General features: G+C 31.8%; 12 protein-coding genes. 6 read left to right on the plus strand and 6 right to left on the minus strand.

Annotated features, from left to right (window positions below; translation table 11 throughout):
• Positions 1–308: 308 nt before the first annotated feature.
• The 6 genes from galU to FXW34_RS13725 all read left to right on the plus strand — a co-directional run bounded on the left by galU (position 309) and on the right by FXW34_RS13725 (position 10,200).
• Entirely contained in the window at positions 309–1,193 is an 885-nt protein-coding gene (galU, locus tag FXW34_RS13700; protein WP_147534572.1) for a UTP--glucose-1-phosphate uridylyltransferase GalU, read from the plus strand.
• 166 nt (positions 1,194–1,359) lie between these two features.
• The gene (locus tag FXW34_RS13705; RefSeq protein ID WP_147534573.1) at positions 1,360–4,965 is read left to right on the plus strand and encodes a CDP-glycerol glycerophosphotransferase family protein; all 3,606 of its coding nucleotides are present in this window, start codon (positions 1,360–1,362) and stop codon (positions 4,963–4,965) included.
• 106 nt (positions 4,966–5,071) lie between these two features.
• Entirely contained in the window at positions 5,072–7,135 is a 2,064-nt protein-coding gene (locus FXW34_RS13710) for a DUF6270 domain-containing protein (protein ID WP_147534574.1), read from the plus strand.
• A 29-nt stretch (positions 7,136–7,164) separates the two neighbouring features.
• Complete coding sequence (locus FXW34_RS13715) at positions 7,165–8,529, plus strand: DUF6270 domain-containing protein (RefSeq protein ID WP_147534575.1); 1,365 nt, start codon at positions 7,165–7,167, stop codon at positions 8,527–8,529.
• Between the two features lie 68 nt (positions 8,530–8,597).
• A complete protein-coding gene (locus FXW34_RS13720) occupies positions 8,598–9,608 on the plus strand; it encodes an NAD(P)H-dependent glycerol-3-phosphate dehydrogenase (protein WP_147534576.1) in 1,011 nt (336 codons plus the stop codon).
• A gap of 298 nt (positions 9,609–9,906) precedes the next feature.
• Complete coding sequence (locus FXW34_RS13725) at positions 9,907–10,200, plus strand: hypothetical protein (protein ID WP_147534577.1); 294 nt, start codon at positions 9,907–9,909, stop codon at positions 10,198–10,200.
• A 90-nt stretch (positions 10,201–10,290) separates the two neighbouring features.
• On the opposite strand, the gene FXW34_RS13730 is transcribed toward FXW34_RS13725, so the two are convergent.
• From FXW34_RS13730 to FXW34_RS22960, 6 genes are all read right to left on the minus strand, one after another.
• The gene (locus FXW34_RS13730; protein WP_147534578.1) at positions 10,291–11,745 is read right to left on the minus strand and encodes a glycosyl hydrolase family 28-related protein; all 1,455 of its coding nucleotides are present in this window, start codon (positions 11,743–11,745) and stop codon (positions 10,291–10,293) included.
• 64 nt (positions 11,746–11,809) lie between these two features.
• Positions 11,810–12,205, minus strand: coding sequence for a glycerol-3-phosphate cytidylyltransferase (gene tagD, locus FXW34_RS13735; RefSeq protein WP_147534579.1), 396 nt, complete (start codon positions 12,203–12,205; stop codon positions 11,810–11,812).
• Between the two features lie 192 nt (positions 12,206–12,397).
• Positions 12,398–13,204 carry an ABC transporter permease gene (locus FXW34_RS13740; protein WP_147534580.1) on the minus strand — a complete coding sequence of 269 codons (807 nt, stop codon included), beginning with the start codon at positions 13,202–13,204 and terminating at the stop codon, positions 12,398–12,400.
• Positions 13,201–14,409: a CDP-glycerol glycerophosphotransferase family protein gene (locus FXW34_RS13745; protein ID WP_147534581.1), complete on the minus strand. Its 1,209-nt coding sequence runs from the start codon at positions 14,407–14,409 to the stop codon at positions 13,201–13,203. The genes FXW34_RS13740 and FXW34_RS13745 overlap by 4 nt, the downstream gene beginning before the upstream one ends.
• 84 nt (positions 14,410–14,493) lie before the next feature.
• Positions 14,494–15,687 (minus strand): CDP-glycerol glycerophosphotransferase family protein, encoded by a 1,194-nt coding sequence (locus tag FXW34_RS13750; protein WP_147534582.1) that lies wholly within the window; start codon positions 15,685–15,687, stop codon positions 14,494–14,496.
• Between the two features lie 276 nt (positions 15,688–15,963).
• The gene (locus FXW34_RS22960) at positions 15,964–16,950 is read right to left on the minus strand and encodes a hypothetical protein (protein WP_187118956.1); all 987 of its coding nucleotides are present in this window, start codon (positions 16,948–16,950) and stop codon (positions 15,964–15,966) included.
• Positions 16,951–17,303: the final 353 nt, after the last annotated feature.

Here is a 17,303-nt window from a genome sequence, read left to right on the forward strand (position 1 = left end):
TGCGGCTTTTTTCTTAAATTGGCAAAACCTTACTATTAAAATTGCCACCATAAAATAATAGCACAAATTGCCTAATTATTTGGAAAAAAATAATTTTTTAGTTTTTTTAATCAGGCGAAAAAGCCCGATATATCGCAAAAAACTCGTAATAAATTGTAAGAAAATGTAGTTTGTAAATAGATACAATTATTTACATTTTATCCAATTTGTCATAAAATTGTAACATTGTATAATATTATGAAAATACGTGCGGACTATGAACCAAAAATCAATAGTGCAAAAGTATAGTTTTAGGGGTTGTGAATGATTTGAAGAAAGTAAGAAAAGCGATAATTCCTGCAGCAGGATTAGGTACACGTTTCCTGCCAGCAACAAAGGCAATGCCTAAGGAAATGCTACCAATCGTTGATAAGCCAACGATTCAGTACATAGTTGAGGAAGCAATCGAATCAGGAATCGAAGATATTATCATCGTGACGGGAAAATCAAAGCGGGCAATCGAGGACCACTTTGATTTCAACTATGAATTGGAACAAAACCTTTTAGAAAAGGAAAAGTTCAGCCTTTTGGAAAAAATCAATCATGCTTCCAATTTGGCAGATATTCATTACATCAGACAAAAAGAACCAAGAGGACTTGGTCACGCAGTTTGGTGTGCAAGAAAATTTATCGGAAACGAACCATTTGCTGTTCTTTTGGGTGACGACATTGTCCAAAGTGACACTCCATGCTTAAAGCAGCTCATTAATCAGTACGAAGAAACGCATTCATCTGTAATTGGTGTGCAGCAGGTTCCGGACAGTGAAACCAACCGTTATGGAATCATTGATCCCGAGAGTCAAGCTGGCCGTCGTTACCAGGTTAAAAACTTCGTTGAAAAACCAAAGCAAGGCACAGCACCATCCAACTTAGCCATCATGGGAAGATACATACTTACTCCAGAAATCTTCACATTCTTGGACCGCCAAGAAACAGGAGCGGGCGGAGAAATTCAACTAACAGATGCCATCCAAAATCTAAACACCATCCAACGCGTATTTGCCTACAATTTTGAAGGTCAGCGCTACGACGTCGGCGAAAAAATCGGCTTCATCAAAACAACCATCGAATTCGCCATGAAAGACCCCGAACTTCGTGGGGAAGTGTTGGAGTATTTAGATGCGATAATTGAAAAGGAGAAAGTGATACTATAAAAAGTTTAGAAATTAGACAGTATTTTATAGTTTGAGTATTACACCTCTATTTCTTTATTAGTATTGAGATAGAGGTTTTTTGAAATTACCCCACATTAAAGCTAAATAATATATAAAAATAGATAAACTTGGATTATTGTACTTCAATAAAGGAGAGGCTTTGTAAGTGAATAAAAAGATTTTAAAAAGGAAAATCGATTTTATTAAAACGCCATTTTCAAATTATTTACATAAAAATAATCATCGTAGAGTAAATCAGTATGCAAAGTATTACGATAAGTTGCAAATTAAGAAAAATACAATTTTATACGAAAGTCGCGATGGAAATAGCATGACTGATAGCCCATACGCAATGTTTAAATATATGCTAGAAAATCCTGAATACAGGGATTTTCAACATGTTTGGTCTATAGTTGATTACGAAAAAATTGGGCCATCCTATCAAAAATATAAAGACCATCCTAAAGTGAAGTTTGTAATTAGAAATTCCAAACAGTACTTAAAATGTCTTGCATCATGTGAATTCTTAATTAATAATTCAACTTTCCAATCTTTTTATATACCAAAAAAAGATCAAAAATACATTAACACATGGCATGGAACACCACTAAAAAGCATGGGTTTTGATATTCCTGGCAATCCATCTTCATCTCAAAATGTTGTCCGGAATTTTTTGAGTGCTGATTTTATTTTGAGCCCTAATGCACATACTACAAAGATTTTTACTGATAGTTATAAATTAAATGGTGTATATGAAGGTACTATTATCGAAGAAGGATATCCAAGAATTGATTTAACCTTGAATACAAATCCAGATGAGTTTAAGGATTGTTTAACAGAATTAGATTTAAGAATAGATGAAAATAAGGAAAGTATCCTTTATGCCCCCACTTGGAAGGGCACTAATGTATTAAAAGCGAATAATGACGTACTACAAATATTAGCCGATATTAATTACTTAGAAAGTCAAGTCGGCCACAAATATAATATTTTCATTAAAGTTCACCCATTCCTTTATGCGGAAGCAGCAAAGAATCATAATCTCAAAAGTAGATTAATCCCTGATTTTGTAGATACAAATGAATTACTATCTATGATTGATTTACTTATAACCGATTATTCAAGTATTTTCTTTGATTTTCTTGTGACCAATAAACCGATTATTTTTTATACATGGGATTTAGATGTATATAGTGAGCAAAGGGGTCAATATATTGATAACAAAGACCTACCAGGCCCAATACTTTATAATTCATTCGAACTAGCTGAATCAATAATAAATATTGATAGTATTAAAGAAGAGTATAAGTCCAAATATAAAAAAATGCAGAATAAATTTACAAACTTTGAAGATGGAAGAGTAACTGAAAGAGTTGTAAATTATGTTTTTGGCAATGGTGAGAAAACGCTTAATATAATTTCGAATTTAAGCACTAATAAGGAAAAAATCCTCATTTATCCTGGCGGAATGATGAACAATGGTATTACATCATCTTTCATCAATCTAATGAATAACATCGATTATCAAAAGTATGATGTGAGCTGTTTTACAGCAACCCCACATGCCAAGGAAGTACTGAATAACTTGGATAAAGTAAACAAGAACGTCCGATTTTTATTTAAACCTGGACTGCCGGTTTATAAATTATCTGAAGTGTATAGAGATAAATTTATTCATAACAGGGGTAAGAGAGGTTTCCTAAGTGGACTTATTTTTCCAGAGAAGGCTTATATTAGAGAGCATACTCGTTTATTTGGCAATTCCAAATTTGATTACGTAATAGATTTTAGTGGTTATAGTCTATTTTGGGCAAAATATCTTATCGTAGCTGATGCAAAAAAGAAAATATGTTTTATGCATAATGACCTCCTTTCTGATAGCGAAAGAACAATTAATGGAAAGAGGCCACATAGAATTAATTTAAGAGGTTTATTTTCAATCTATAATCTGTTTGACAAACTCGTTAGTGTTTCAAAAGGAACGATGGAATTAAATCGTAAGAATCTAATAGAGTATGCAGATTATGAGAAATTTGATTATGTTATGAACTCAATCAATCCTGAAAAAATCCTCGGGTTAACAAATAATGAAATGGACTCGTTTGGATTAGATATTCAAAAAACTGAACATTTGAAATCTAGAGCAAAACTAGTAATTGTAGATAAGTATCCTGTATGGAGTGCTTTACCGGACCAAATGGGTTCAACAAAGTTCGGCCTAGATAAGAAATTAAAAGATACAGAAATTTTGATATTTAGGAAAGCGAATTATAATAATGATACTTTTTTTAAATTTAGTGTGAATTATCAAGTATACGGATGGATTAATAGCAAGGCTGTAAAACTTATTCCGGACAGTATCATTGAAGAAAAGAAAATAAATACAATTGCAGAGTTGGTAAAACCAAGGGGCAACCATATTTGGACAAAGCCTTACAAAGTGGCAGGAATAAAAAAGGTATCTAATAGCTTGGATTACAAAAACATCATTTTTGATATTGATAAAGAAGTACAAACACAACATGGAACTTATAGCAGAATATCGATAAATAATGTAGTTATAGGTTGGATAGATAAATCGGCCTTGAAAATACTTGAACATTGTACGATTAATGAATCAACAAGTATAAGCGACCAAAGCAAGATTAATACAATCAGAGAAAAAATAAAATTAAAAAATTATCAAGAGAACGCCAACATAATTGAAAATATTGAAAACAGAATATTGGAAGAGAAAAATATTGGCTACCGAATGTATGCCAGAATTAACTTGCCAGAAAACCATTCTGTTTGGACTAAACCATATCCAAATTTTGAAGCTAAAAAGGTAGATAGCGCAAAAACATTTGAAGGACAAATTGTAAATATAAATACTATCTGTAAAACCAGAAAAGGAACATACTATGAGTTCTTAATCGATGATCAATCGATAGGTTGGTTGGATTGCAGAGCATTTGAGATGATTGAAGGACCTGCAGTGATAAAAGAGAGAATTGTTTCTTTGGTTGCAGAATTATGTTTAGGAGAAAAGGATGCTATCTGGACAAAGCCATATGGATTGAACGGAGCGAAGAAAATCCTGAAAAATGCAAAGTTGAATGGTGAAATAGTGACAATTGATAAAGAAGTCACTACTCAGAAAAGTACCTATATGCATATCATTAAGGACGGAGTTCCGCTGGGGTGGTTGGATAAAAAAGCATTAAAAATTAGGCAGTTGTTAGGAACGGTGGTAGAAAATAGGTTTATTCCTGATCCAGTAAATGAAAATATTAATTTTGTTAATATGGGAAGATTGAGCCCGGAGAAAGGTCAGGATAACTTAATCCGTGCATTTGCAAAGTTCCATAAAAATCATAATAAAAGTAAATTATACATTTTAGGTCAAGGGCCACTGAAGGAATATTTGCAAGAAATTATAGACGAAGTGGGCATGAATGATTCCGTTTATCTCATGGGACAACTGGAAAATCCATTTGCTTTTATGAAAAAATGTGATTGTTTTGTTCTTTCATCACATTATGAAGGGCAACCAATGGTGCTCTTAGAAGCTATGACCCTGGGAATGAAAATCATTGCGACAGATATTGTTGCCAATAGAACTGTTTTAGAAGATGGTAAATATGGATTATTAGTCGAAAATAGCATTAACGGACTTGAAAAAGGTTTATTAACTTTAGTAAATAAAGATGATTCTTTTGAGGTCGCGCAATTTAATTACCGGCAATATAATAACTCAGCATTAAAAAGTTTCTATAGTTGTTTAGGTTAGGTTAATTCTTGAAGAAAATTAATCATAATACAAACTATTGCGAATGGAGCTTTTAATCTCCATTCGCAATTTTTGATTTAACTGATAAGAGATTATGGAGGAAATTATGTTTGCAAAATTTAATTCTATTGAATTTAAAGAAGATTTAAATCAATTAATACTAAAAGGGGAATTCTCTACATCAAATGCAACAGATGAAAAACCTACAATTGTTTTACAAGAACGAATTTCTGCAGATGATTATTTTATTCCAAAAAGAATTTTTTTAGACACAGAATGGTATAATAACAAGTTTAACGTTTCAATTAGTATTAATGAGATAACCTCAAATTTTAATGAGAGTAAAATTTGGGACTGTTATATTCTATTAGGTAATAAAGCAGAAAAGATTAAAATCAAGAATATGCAGGAATTTCAAACGAGATATTATTCAATTGAATCTACTTATTATATGGTAAGAGCCTATGTTACTAAAATAGATACTTTTGCTTTACAAGTTAAAGAAAGAGAACTTCCTATTAGTGCTGTTACTGGTAGTTTTAATGAAGATACATTAAATATAAAGTTCAGTATTTCGGATCATTTTTTTGAAAATAATCATGAAAAAAATAATCTTGTGATTAAATTTAAAAAGAGAGTTCAGTCTGACATCTTATATCATGAGGAAGTACAAGAATTTCCTGTTATATATAGTGAAAATGGTGTGTTTTCTTCAGCTATTGTTTTAAAAAAATTAATAAACACGAATTATTCTAAATCAACTTGGGATACATACATAACGTTAAGTAATAACAATAATAATTTGGAAATCGACTACCCTTTCAGTATCGAACAAAATTTGAAATTCCTAGGAACCCAAAAAGAAATTTATAAATATTTTAATATGAAGTTTTATAGAAATTATAAAAAAGCTTTATCACTTACTGTTCAACAAAGGAAATTACCAATAAAAGCAAACTTCTTAGAAAATGAGGGCCAGTTGATATTAGAAGGGGAAGTTAATAATTTAATTGTCGAGAATTTTATTATAAAAAAAGAATCCACATTTGAGGATGGAGAATTATCATTAGATATTAAAGAACTTCCATTTAACCAGTTTGACGCAAACTTCTTTTCTAGCTTTTTAATTCAAGATTTCTTTAGTGACTTGAACATCCAAAATAATGATAAATATAATATTTATTTGAAGACAAGAAGCTCAGAATTTGATATAACAATAAACTTCCCTGTTTATATCAATGAAAAGGAATTTAATCCGGAAAATTCAATTACTCTTAATAGTCATTTCCAACTTGAATTTACCTTATCAGAATTAAATAAGTTAACTTTGATTTGCAAGCAAAAAGAGCATAAAGCAGCACCTAATACATTAAAGATTGCAGTTTGTGGTTCTTGTTTTAGTAGATTAGCTTTTAGCTCAAATGATTTTTATAATCCAAGTTATAAAAGCAAGTATCAAATAGTTCATACTCAGTTCCATTCTTCGATTATAAGTTTAATGAGTAACCCAGTGCCTTTTCCGCAAAATAGATTTGAAGGTTTTAATGAAAGAGAAGTTAGTTATATCAAAAGTGACTACGATAAAGATTTCTTCGAACAATTAAAGAAAGCTAATCCAGACCTTTTTATTATTGATTTTTATATCGATGGATCGAAGGATGTCTTACTCTTTGACGAAAATCATATCATCACTGTCAATTATATGTTGAGAAGGAATTTAAATTACCTTTGCGATTTAAGAGAAGATGTGAAAGTTCTTTCCCATCAAAATATTTCAGAATACTTAAACTTGTGGAAAGAATCAGTAAAGAAATTTGCTGAGAAGATTGTTCAAATTATTCCTGAAGAAAGAATTGTTTTACAAAGAGTTAGGAAAACAGAGGGTTATATTACAAGTGACGGTAAAATAGAGAATTTTGATTTTATCAGACATATTAAGAGAAGTAATTACCTATATGAATATATGGAAGATTACTTCCTAAAGCTTTTGCCAAATATCCAAACATTAAATGTATCCAATAAAAAATATTACTCGCTTTATAATCATCCTGAGAACTGTACACCAGACCATTTAGAGCCTGAGTACTATAAAGAATTTATTTCACAGCTTGATAATATTGGTGTGAAGTACTTATTAAAGGAAACTTCAACAAACAAAGTGACAAATTAACTGTCTTCAACTTTGAAAGGATGAATTAAGTGGATAAAATAAAGGTAGCGGTTATTGGCAGCTGTGCTACTAGAGATAATTTTAACTCCCAATTTGTAAATAATTACAAAGATTATTATAAGTGTGTTGTATCACAACATCAAATGTCACTAATATCTTTAACTTCAGATCCGATTCCCTTTATAGCAACAAATGTTAGTGGTGATACCACAGAGTTTAATAAACTTCATCTAATTTCTGAGTTGGAAAAATCTATTATTTATCATTTAAAAATTAACGATCCAGATTATGTAATACTAGATTTCTATGCAGACTTATTTTTTGGAATTAGAGAACTTAATAATTCTTATATAACTGATAAGGTTTTTAAGTTTGAAAAAGTTAATATCTTTAAAGATTTAGAAGTAGGGAATTCTATTACTTTAAAAAAGAATTTTAATAACTATTTAAAAATGTGGAAGAGAAGTGCCGATATATTTGTGGAACTTTTAAAAGAAGAACTTCCGAATTGCAAAATAGTCATTAATAAAGCTAGATTTACAAATGAATTTTTCGATCAAAAAACAAAACAAATAAAAAATGTTACTGAAGAGCTAGGTCATAATCTAAACCTAGATTTATATAATCAATGGTGGGAAGTTTTAGATCAATATTTCATTGAAAAACATGGAGTAAGATATATAGATTACGAAGATAAACATTATCTTGCTGACCCAAATCATATCTGGGATTTATTTTATGTTCATTTTACCAATGAATATTATCAAGATTTCACAAAAAAGTTTATAAAAATAATTATTGATGATCTAATAGCTGAGAAAAAGGCAATTAAAAACTTAAATAGAATAGAAGAATTGTCAACTAGAATAAATCTTGTGAAAAATTCTACTTTTAACTTAGGGAAAAGTTTTTGGACTTATTGGCATAATGATTTTAAGATTATTTCTGAAGATAATTCCATTAACAAAGATTCGAATATTTTGACAATAAATAAAACTGGTGAGAAAAAGGATATAAACCGGCAGCTTTGGTCTAATGCAATAGAGGTAAATGCTGATGGGGATCAAACTTACACTATATCCTTTGAAGTTAAAATTGAAGATATTGACAAAGTTGATAGTCAACAAGCAATATTTAGTATTAGGCTTTATGATAAGCCGACTGGAATATTTCAAAATACATCAGTTCAGCATTATTATATAAAGAAAAATCAATTTAATATAAGAAATAATGAATGGGTAAAGTGTACCTATACAATTACTCCGTTTACGGGGAAATATTTAAAGGTGGGCCCATATCTGTTTAGAAATGGAAATATTTCATGGAGGAAAATAAAAGTGGAAAAGGGTGATTCTGCTACCGAGTGGTTGCCTTCCTATAAAGAGGATATTTAGTCTTGGGCAATATGAATCTCCTAAAATGATTTTATTTATAAATAAAACAGATTAAATGAGGCGATAATTTGAATAGAATTGCAGTCATAGGAGCAGGAAGTTGGGGTACTGCTTTGGCTATGGTTTTGGCTGATAATGGCCATGAGGTTCGTTTATGGGGACACTCCCCGTTGACGATAAATGAAATAAATAACAATAATTCAAATAAGAATTATTTGCCAAGTATAAAACTTCCTAAATCTATAAAGGGCTTTACGTCCTTACAACAGGCAATAGATGGAGTAAATAGTATTCTAATAGTTGTGCCAACAAAAGCCATTAGAGAAATCCTAATAAAATTAAAAGAAATAATAAAAACTCCAGTAACAATAATTCATGCTAGTAAAGGAATAGAGCCAAAGACGTTTAAACGTGTATCAGAAATCATAAATGAGATATTACCTAACGATGTATTAAAAGATATTGTTGTTTTGTCAGGACCTACTCACGCTGAGGAAGTGGCTTTAAAATATCCAACAACAATTACTGCTGCATCTAATAATAAATTTGCTTCGGAATTCACGCAGAATTTGTTTATGAATTCTTACTTTAGAGTTTATAATAACAATGATATTCTGGGCGTAGAGTTAGGTGGAGCACTAAAAAACATAATTGCCTTAGGAGCTGGAATCTGTGACGGTCTGGGTTATGGTGATAACGCTAAGGCTGCATTAGTTACACGCGGACTCTCCGAAATTACACGCCTTGGATGTGAAATGGGTGCAAACCCGCTAACCCTATTAGGTTTAGCGGGTGCGGGAGACCTAATTGTAACATGTAACAGTAAACATAGCCGGAATTGGCAGGCAGGATATCAAATTGGTAAAGGCAGTAACATTGAAGATGTGCAAAATAACATAGGAATGGTAGTTGAGGGGATTCGGTCAACCGAGGCTGCTTATCATTTAGCAAAACAACTAGGTGTTGATATGCCAATTACAAATCAAATATTTGAGATTGTTTTTTGCAGTAAAAACCCCAGAGATGCGGTTGATTTTTTGATGAATAGAGAAGGAAAAAGGGAAATTGCATATCAGTAATAGAATAAATATATGATCTTATTAAACCCAGAAGGCATAATCGTGTGTCATCTGGGTTTTATTAGTTTTAAAAGAATCATAAAATGTCTGCGCTTTCACACTATGTATATGGTATAATTTAGCGTACATCACTGATTTTTTACATGATTTCACAAAAATGTAATGATACATTAATCTTATTAATGATATTTATTAACATTACTACTTTATAATTAATAATATATAATATTGAATAAAGTGAGAACTACATACAAATTTTTGGATACATATATTATTAAATCATAGGGGTGCAACCAAAGTGAAATACTGGAATTATACTAATATAAGTAAAATAGTTGCAGATATTACCGAAGATGGACTACCTTCCTTTGAGAAGAAATTACAAGGCTGGAATGATACAGTGGATCAAGCTGATATTGTTGACATTGTAGTTATTAAAGCAATTGTTGCCAACAATGGTACAGAAATAGACCTAAAATTGAGCTATTGTTCTGAAGAAGTAATGAATGATTTAGAAATTAAGAAAAAAAGTTTTGAAATGGAACAAACCTTATTAAAAGAAGTACAATTGTGGATAAACGGAAATGATTGAATGGCATTTCGGTACCACTATATTACAAAATAAAAAAGCGTAACGGTGATTACGCTCTTTTTTCTAAGACTACTCATAGATAGTTTGCGATTAGTCTATTTTTATCATATTATTTATTGTTTGAATATCCGTACAAGTATCTTCTACATTAATTGGATTTTTCTGTTCATTATTTAAAGAAAATATATTATTTTTAATAGTCCCTGATTCACAGTTATTTCCGATGAGGATTGCCATATTAGTCTTACTGTCTTGTGTTAAGAGTATATTCTCGGTTATGTTAAATGAGTTTGAATTAAGAATGGTTATACCTCCAGCACCAAAGTGATTAAATTGGTTCTTTGTAATTATTAAATCACTAATTCCAGATAGGAATATAGAGGGTCTGTTATTCAACCCTAATTGGTTATTAAATACATTATTTTCTATCTTTAAAGATTGTATTTTTGCGTGTATACCATTTTTCTCCCATCCAAATCCAACAATGTTTTCCTTTTGAGTACGTTCGAAGGTGTTTCCTGAAATAATCGTTTTTTTACTGGATTGTGGTAAGGCTGTCTGTACTCCATCAATTGTTTTGGAAGACTCTCCATTTCCATCTGGATTGGAAAGAAAAATTCCTCGTGAACAATTAATAAATTTATTGTTCTTTATGATTGTGTCATACCATTTGAAATTTCTAATACCAGCAAATGTCATACCTTGGAAGCTATTGTTGTGAATTTTTATATTTGAATTGTACTTATCGTAAACAGTATAATGGTTTCCAATCCCAACTGGCCAAGCTGTTGTTCCCTTTGTTCCGCTTTCCCCGAATATGCAGTTTTTTATTTCCACGTTTTTATTAGGTGTTCCATTGAATGTACCAAATGCATTAAAACCAAATATAGTGTGTTCGGAAATCTGAATGGCTTCTGAATAGAAACGTGACTTATTTGGGGTTGTATCTTTAAAACCCAGAAATTTGCAATTTTCAATTAAGACGTTTTCAGAGGAAGATAGATCAATAGCATGGAAACTAGAAATATCTCTAAAGACAACATTCTTGATGGTTATATTTTTTGCTCGAGCTATGCCGATAGCATTATATGAATCAGGATAATCTAGAATATTTCCTTCCCATATACCACCCTCAATTACAATATTTCCGTTCCCGTTGTATCCATCATAAGTATCTCCGTAATCCCCATTAATCATAAAAGAATTATTGTGGCTCCGTAGAAAAATAGAATTTTCTTCAAGGATTAAATGTGTATTTCTATATATTTTTAAAGTTTTAGTAAGTTTATAATTACCAGAAGGAATATATACTTGTATAATTTTGTTACTCTTTTTAACTTGGTCTAATGCTTCTTGGATCGCCATTGTATCATCATTAGTTCCGTTACCTTTTGCCCCATAAGTACGCACATTTAATGATGATATTTGTTTTTCTTCTGGAAAATCATTGTCCTTTAATAGAAATAGTAGAGGAATTAATAAGATGGGGAAAATCCAAACCAGGTTCCTTCTCCATTCCCGTAGATTAGATAACCTTGTTTTCATAATTCATATCCCCCTTCTCCATTACATTAAGTAAAAAAAGTCGCTAATAAAGCGACTTTATAGACTATTTTGCTGTTACTAATAATTCCTTTTTGATTTTTGTTGTGGAAATCCCAACAGTACGGGGTAAATAAGTTACCTCGCAATAGTCCTTTAGAAAGTCAAATTCACCTTCCCAGTCGTCTCCCATAACAAACACATCAATATCATGGTTTTTAACATCATTAATTTTTTGTTCCCAGTTATTTTCTGGAATAACCTCATCAACGTATCGGATCGCTTCAAGAATCATTTTTCGATTTTCATAGTTGTGGTATGCTTTTTTATTCTTTATTGCATTGAATTCGTCTGTTGAAATGGCTACAACAAGATAATCTCCTAATTCTCTTGCTCTTCTCAATAAGTTTATGTGCCCCCAATGAAGTAAGTCAAAAGTGCCATATGTAAGAACCTTTTTCACGATAATCGCCTCCCTGTATAACAATCTTTAATATATATATAATTTTTAATTGTGAATTTAATAGGGTTTATTATTGTAAGTAATTTACTAAAATAGTAATTACAGTAATTATTTACTATATTTTACAATGTTAGATATTATATCACGGTTTATGCTAAAACTCTACAATTTTGTGAACTTTTAATATTGCGATTATAGATAATCAACAAAGCTTCTTTTAAATTTCGCGTGAAGAACTGCTCCAATCCAGAGAAAGATTAACACTAAAGTTAGGAAATAATAGGTATATTGAGCATTTTCAATAAAGTACCAATTTGTGCCCAATAACGCTGAACGATAACCTTCAATAATATAGTAGAAAGGATTTAGTTTTAGTGCGTTTATGACGGTTCTAGGCATACTATCACTTGTCCATAAGATAGGAGAAAGGTATAACAATACTCTTACTACAGCTTGCACTACCATTTGAACGTCGCGTATTATTGTTGACAATGTTGATGTAATTAATGAAATTGAAAACAACAGCACTAAATTAGCAATTAAAAAATATGGAAGTTGCAATATATAAAGAGTCGGAGGGTGACCTAAAACAGCTAGGATCCCCATAACGATGATAACCAGCAAAATATGGTGATATAGCTTTGAGGTAATGACATATGCAGGAACGACACTCATGGGAAAGTTCATCTTCGAGATGACTTTAATTCTAGAATATATTGATTTTGAGCCTTGAATGATGGCGTTAGAGGTAAAAAACCAAACAGTAATACCAGAAAGCATCCAAGGGAAAAACTCTATTCCTTCAATAGGCTCCCCGCCTCTAATCCCATAACCAAAAACAAACCAATATATACCGATTAGAATCATCGGATTGATGATTTCCCACAACATACCTAAATAATGATTTCGATTTCCACTTTTTAGTTCAAAAAGGGATAACCGAATTACTAAATGAATGCTTCTTAAATTTTCTTTTATTACAGTAAATAATGAGTTCATTTTACTACCCTTTCCGAAAATACACTTTTTACCACCATCTCAGTTGAAACACCGTGCTCAAGCTGACAAAACTTGTTGTAATAGTTTACTAACTTTTTATTTGTAGAGGTAGAATTTTCTATTGCATAGCGTTTTATTTCATCTATTAAAGATTCTGTTGTTCTTACCAATGGACCTGGTGCATTTTTTTCAAAATCAAAGTAAAAACCTCTAAGGATATCCCTATAACTGTCTATATCATATGTATAAAAAATAATAGGGCGTTTTAGGCATAAATAGTCAAAAAATACTGAAGAATAATCTGTTATCAGTAGATCGCTGATTAAATATAAATCTCGAATATCGCCGTAACTTGAATGATCAAAGACGAAGTCCTTGTATTTGGAAACATCCAGTCTATTAGAAATTAAATAATGAAGCCGTAAAACAATAACGTATTCATCCTTTAATGTATCTTGTAGTAAGGATAAGTTCATATGTAAAGAAAACTTATATTGACCTTTGGCAAAATACTCATCGTCGCGCCATGTCGGAGCATATAAAATAACCTTTTTGCCATGAGGTATTCCCAATTTATTTTTTATCACCTGTATGTTCTCTTCGGAATTACTAACAATCAGTTCATCGTTTCGTGGATAGCCGGTCTCTAGTATCCTGCTCCTATCAACATGAAAAGCTCTCGAAAAAATCTTTGTACTATATGGATTTGGTGATATTAGATAATCCCATTTTTGTGATTCACGAAGGAATCCTTCTCGATATTTTTCTGTTGTCGTTTCTGGCATATGAACTTCCTCAATATCAGTGCCCAATTTCTTAAGTGGGGTACCGTGCCATGTTTGTAAGTAAATCGTGTTTTTCGGTTTTTTTATCCATTGTGGCATTCTGCTATTTATTACCCAATATTTTGCTCTTGGGACTGTGAACAACCATTTGATTGAGAGTCGCTTAATATATTGAATGCCTTTTTCATCAAACGTTCGTACATAGCGTTTATCAACACTCCAAATCAATCTGTATTCTGGATAATTCTCTCGAAGATATTCATAGATAGCTCGAGGATTGCAGCTGTACTGTCTACCAAGAAAACTTTCAAAAACAACTAAATTTTTATCCTTTGGTAATACGCCTAGTAGATTGAATAGTATTTGATAGATTTTTGTAACTACTGATGTTAGCTTTAGCCGAGTTAATATATTCTTCATTTCTTTATGACCTTCTTTAATCAGTTGCTTCATTAATATAGTGAAAAAATAAAATTAAAATTTTGTCATTTATTTATTAAATTGTTATGTTAGTTTGCTTCTAATATATTGTTCTAACTTTTTTGATGAGGTTCCATTTGAATAACGATTCCATTTATTTGAAAACTCATGAATTAACTTAATATCAAATTGATTTCCTTTTATTACCTCTATTATTTCACTCGTATCGAAACATTTTGGTCCTGGAATTTCTTGGAGAAAGTTAGGGATTGTTCCTCTTTCTCTTTGATAGGTTTTCAAATCAGGTAGAAAGAAAATCATAGGCTTTTTTAAGAAAGCAAATTCAAATGGTATTGATGAATAATCTGTTATTAAAAAATCAACTATAGTAAGCAGTCTGTTTATTCCTCGTAAACTAGAGAAGTCAAAAGCAAAATTAGGATACTGACTTTCTAAGTTCGTATCGATTTTCACAGTGGGATGCAGTTTTATAAGTAATACATACTCATCATTTAATTCTTGGTACATTTCTCTGATATCAAGATGCATCTTGCAACTGTCAAATTCATAATCCCGGAATGTCGGTGCATACAAAATAACCTTTTTTTCTTTAAATATAGGGTACTTTGAATAGAAATAAGCTTGAGCGGCCTCTATACTTTCCAGGTTATAAAAAAAATCTGTTCTAGGTATGCCGGTACGCAAAATACTTTGACGTGATACATCAAATGCGTCCATAAATATATTAGCCATTGCGTCAGAACCTACAATGACTTTATCGAATTTTTGATAGACCTTCCTAAACCTCTGTTTTGCAATTTCATTTCTGTATATTACTGAGCGATCCTTCAGGCCAAATGCTTTTAAAGCCCCAGCAGCATGCCAAAGCTGAATACATTCGACGCCTTCCTTAAAATCTATTACAGATAAAAAGGCATAGTAATTATCAATGATGATGATTTTCGATGATGCAAGATGACGAATAGCGCGAATCCATTGTATGGCGTTGGGAGACTCAAAGGGGATAATGGATATATTATTAAACTTCCTTTGTAAAGGCTTTATTATCTTTGGTTTACACAAAAGAACGATTTCAGCTGAAAGATTGTTCATAATCATTTCATTAATAACAAAGGTTGGATTCCCTGTAAAACCCACTACAAAGGTCACTTTGTTTTTTTTCGGGAATACCTTACAAAAATTAAAAACTACTTTAAAGAGCCATAAGTAACCATTCTTTAATAACTCCTTTAGGCCATCATTACTTAGTAAATTCATAATTATTTTAAGGGAAAAGATTATAATAAAAGTTACCCCTCATATCTCCTCATAATTCTTTTTCAAAATTCATTTTTTACAATACATAACTCTAATGTTAAATTGTAGTAATTTTTGCCTATAAAAGTCAATAAAATTTGAAAATTTTAAATAATTAGGTGCCTGTCACCGCCCGAATTTTGTCGAATGGCATGGTGGGATTATAGGGAAAAAAAGAAGCTACCCTTTAGGAAAAAAGCCGATATTCCCAAAACAAGGAATATCGGCTTTAGTATTTTATTTTTGTTCTGGAGTTTCCACTGGTTCAGCTGGCTGCTCAGGCGGTTTAGTGTCGTCAGGTGGCGGCTCAGGTGTTGGTGTGTCATCTCCTGGTGTTACTGGAGGTGGTTCAGGCTTCGGATCCTCCGGTGGTGTAACTGGTTTAGGGTCTGGCTTGTTATTTCCTGGTGTAGTAGGCGCTGGAGTTGGATTTGGCGTAGGTGTATTAGTCTTTCCAGACGATTTCTGGGAAGAGCTGTCACTGTTAGTTTTATTTTTTTGCTGCTTATCTGCATCGTTATTTTTTTTCTTTTTAACAACTTGTGAATCGTTTTCTTCTGGTTGTTCCTGGGAAACTGTTGTATCCTCTACAGTCTGAACTGGATCAAGTACTGGCAGTATGGTCATTTTATTAAACAATTTATCATCAGTAGTATAAAGGATATAATCGTATTTTTGCCCATGGTATAGGTACGCTTTATCTTCTAAATGAAATACTGGTTTCCCTGCGAACTCTTTAATTTGCTTCGAACCGGATGAAATAATATCAAGAGTTACCCCTTCGACAACGTTCTTCGAATTATAAACGACCTCGATGTGTTTTAACATGGAAGCATCAATGGCTTCTACCTCAGGTTTGGTCTTCCCAATGAGAGAGGTGGCCAAGTGTAGTTCCTCGGCGGTAATGAATTTTTCAGAAGCAGAAATGAATTGCGCTTCGTCAATTCTAGGTCTATCTGGCAAGATTGCTGCCGCACCGTTTTCTTTTTTGTCACCATAGTAAAATTTTGATAGTATGACGCTTTCGACCGGAGCAGTTTTCGTCGTACCATTGTTCATGGTTTTAAGAAGGTTATCCACTGTTGCTTTTTGCGAAGTAGCAGCAGCACTATTTGTTGCTTTTTTGGCCGGTTCACCATTATTCACATAAGTGATGACACCGCCCACAGAAAGTACAATCAAGATACCGTATGTGATGAGTACTTTCCTATCAGGTATTAACATAGTGTTTCTTCCTTTCAATATATTATCATTGTTAAACCGGAGGAATGGAGTTAGCGTATTTCTCCCTTCACATCATTAAATCACGTATGAACTTTAATGCTAATTACTCCGGTAACATCGTCTTTTGAAAAAATCGAGATGTCTATCTGACTACTAAATTATTCCATACATGAATAATAGCACAAAATGACGGACTTATTAGAAAAAAGTAATAAAAATGGCAAATATCACCCAAAGGGTGCCTGTCACCGCCCGAATTTTGTCGAATTTTCATTAAATTCCATTTTGTCATGAAACTATCAAATTCACAGTAGTCTGTCTTCCGTTATTTTCCTTTACAATAAAGAGAGTGG

Source organism: Bacillus marasmi (genome assembly GCF_902168435.1).
Taxonomy (GTDB): Bacteria; Bacillota; Bacilli; order Bacillales; family Cytobacillaceae; genus Bacillus_BU; species Bacillus_BU marasmi.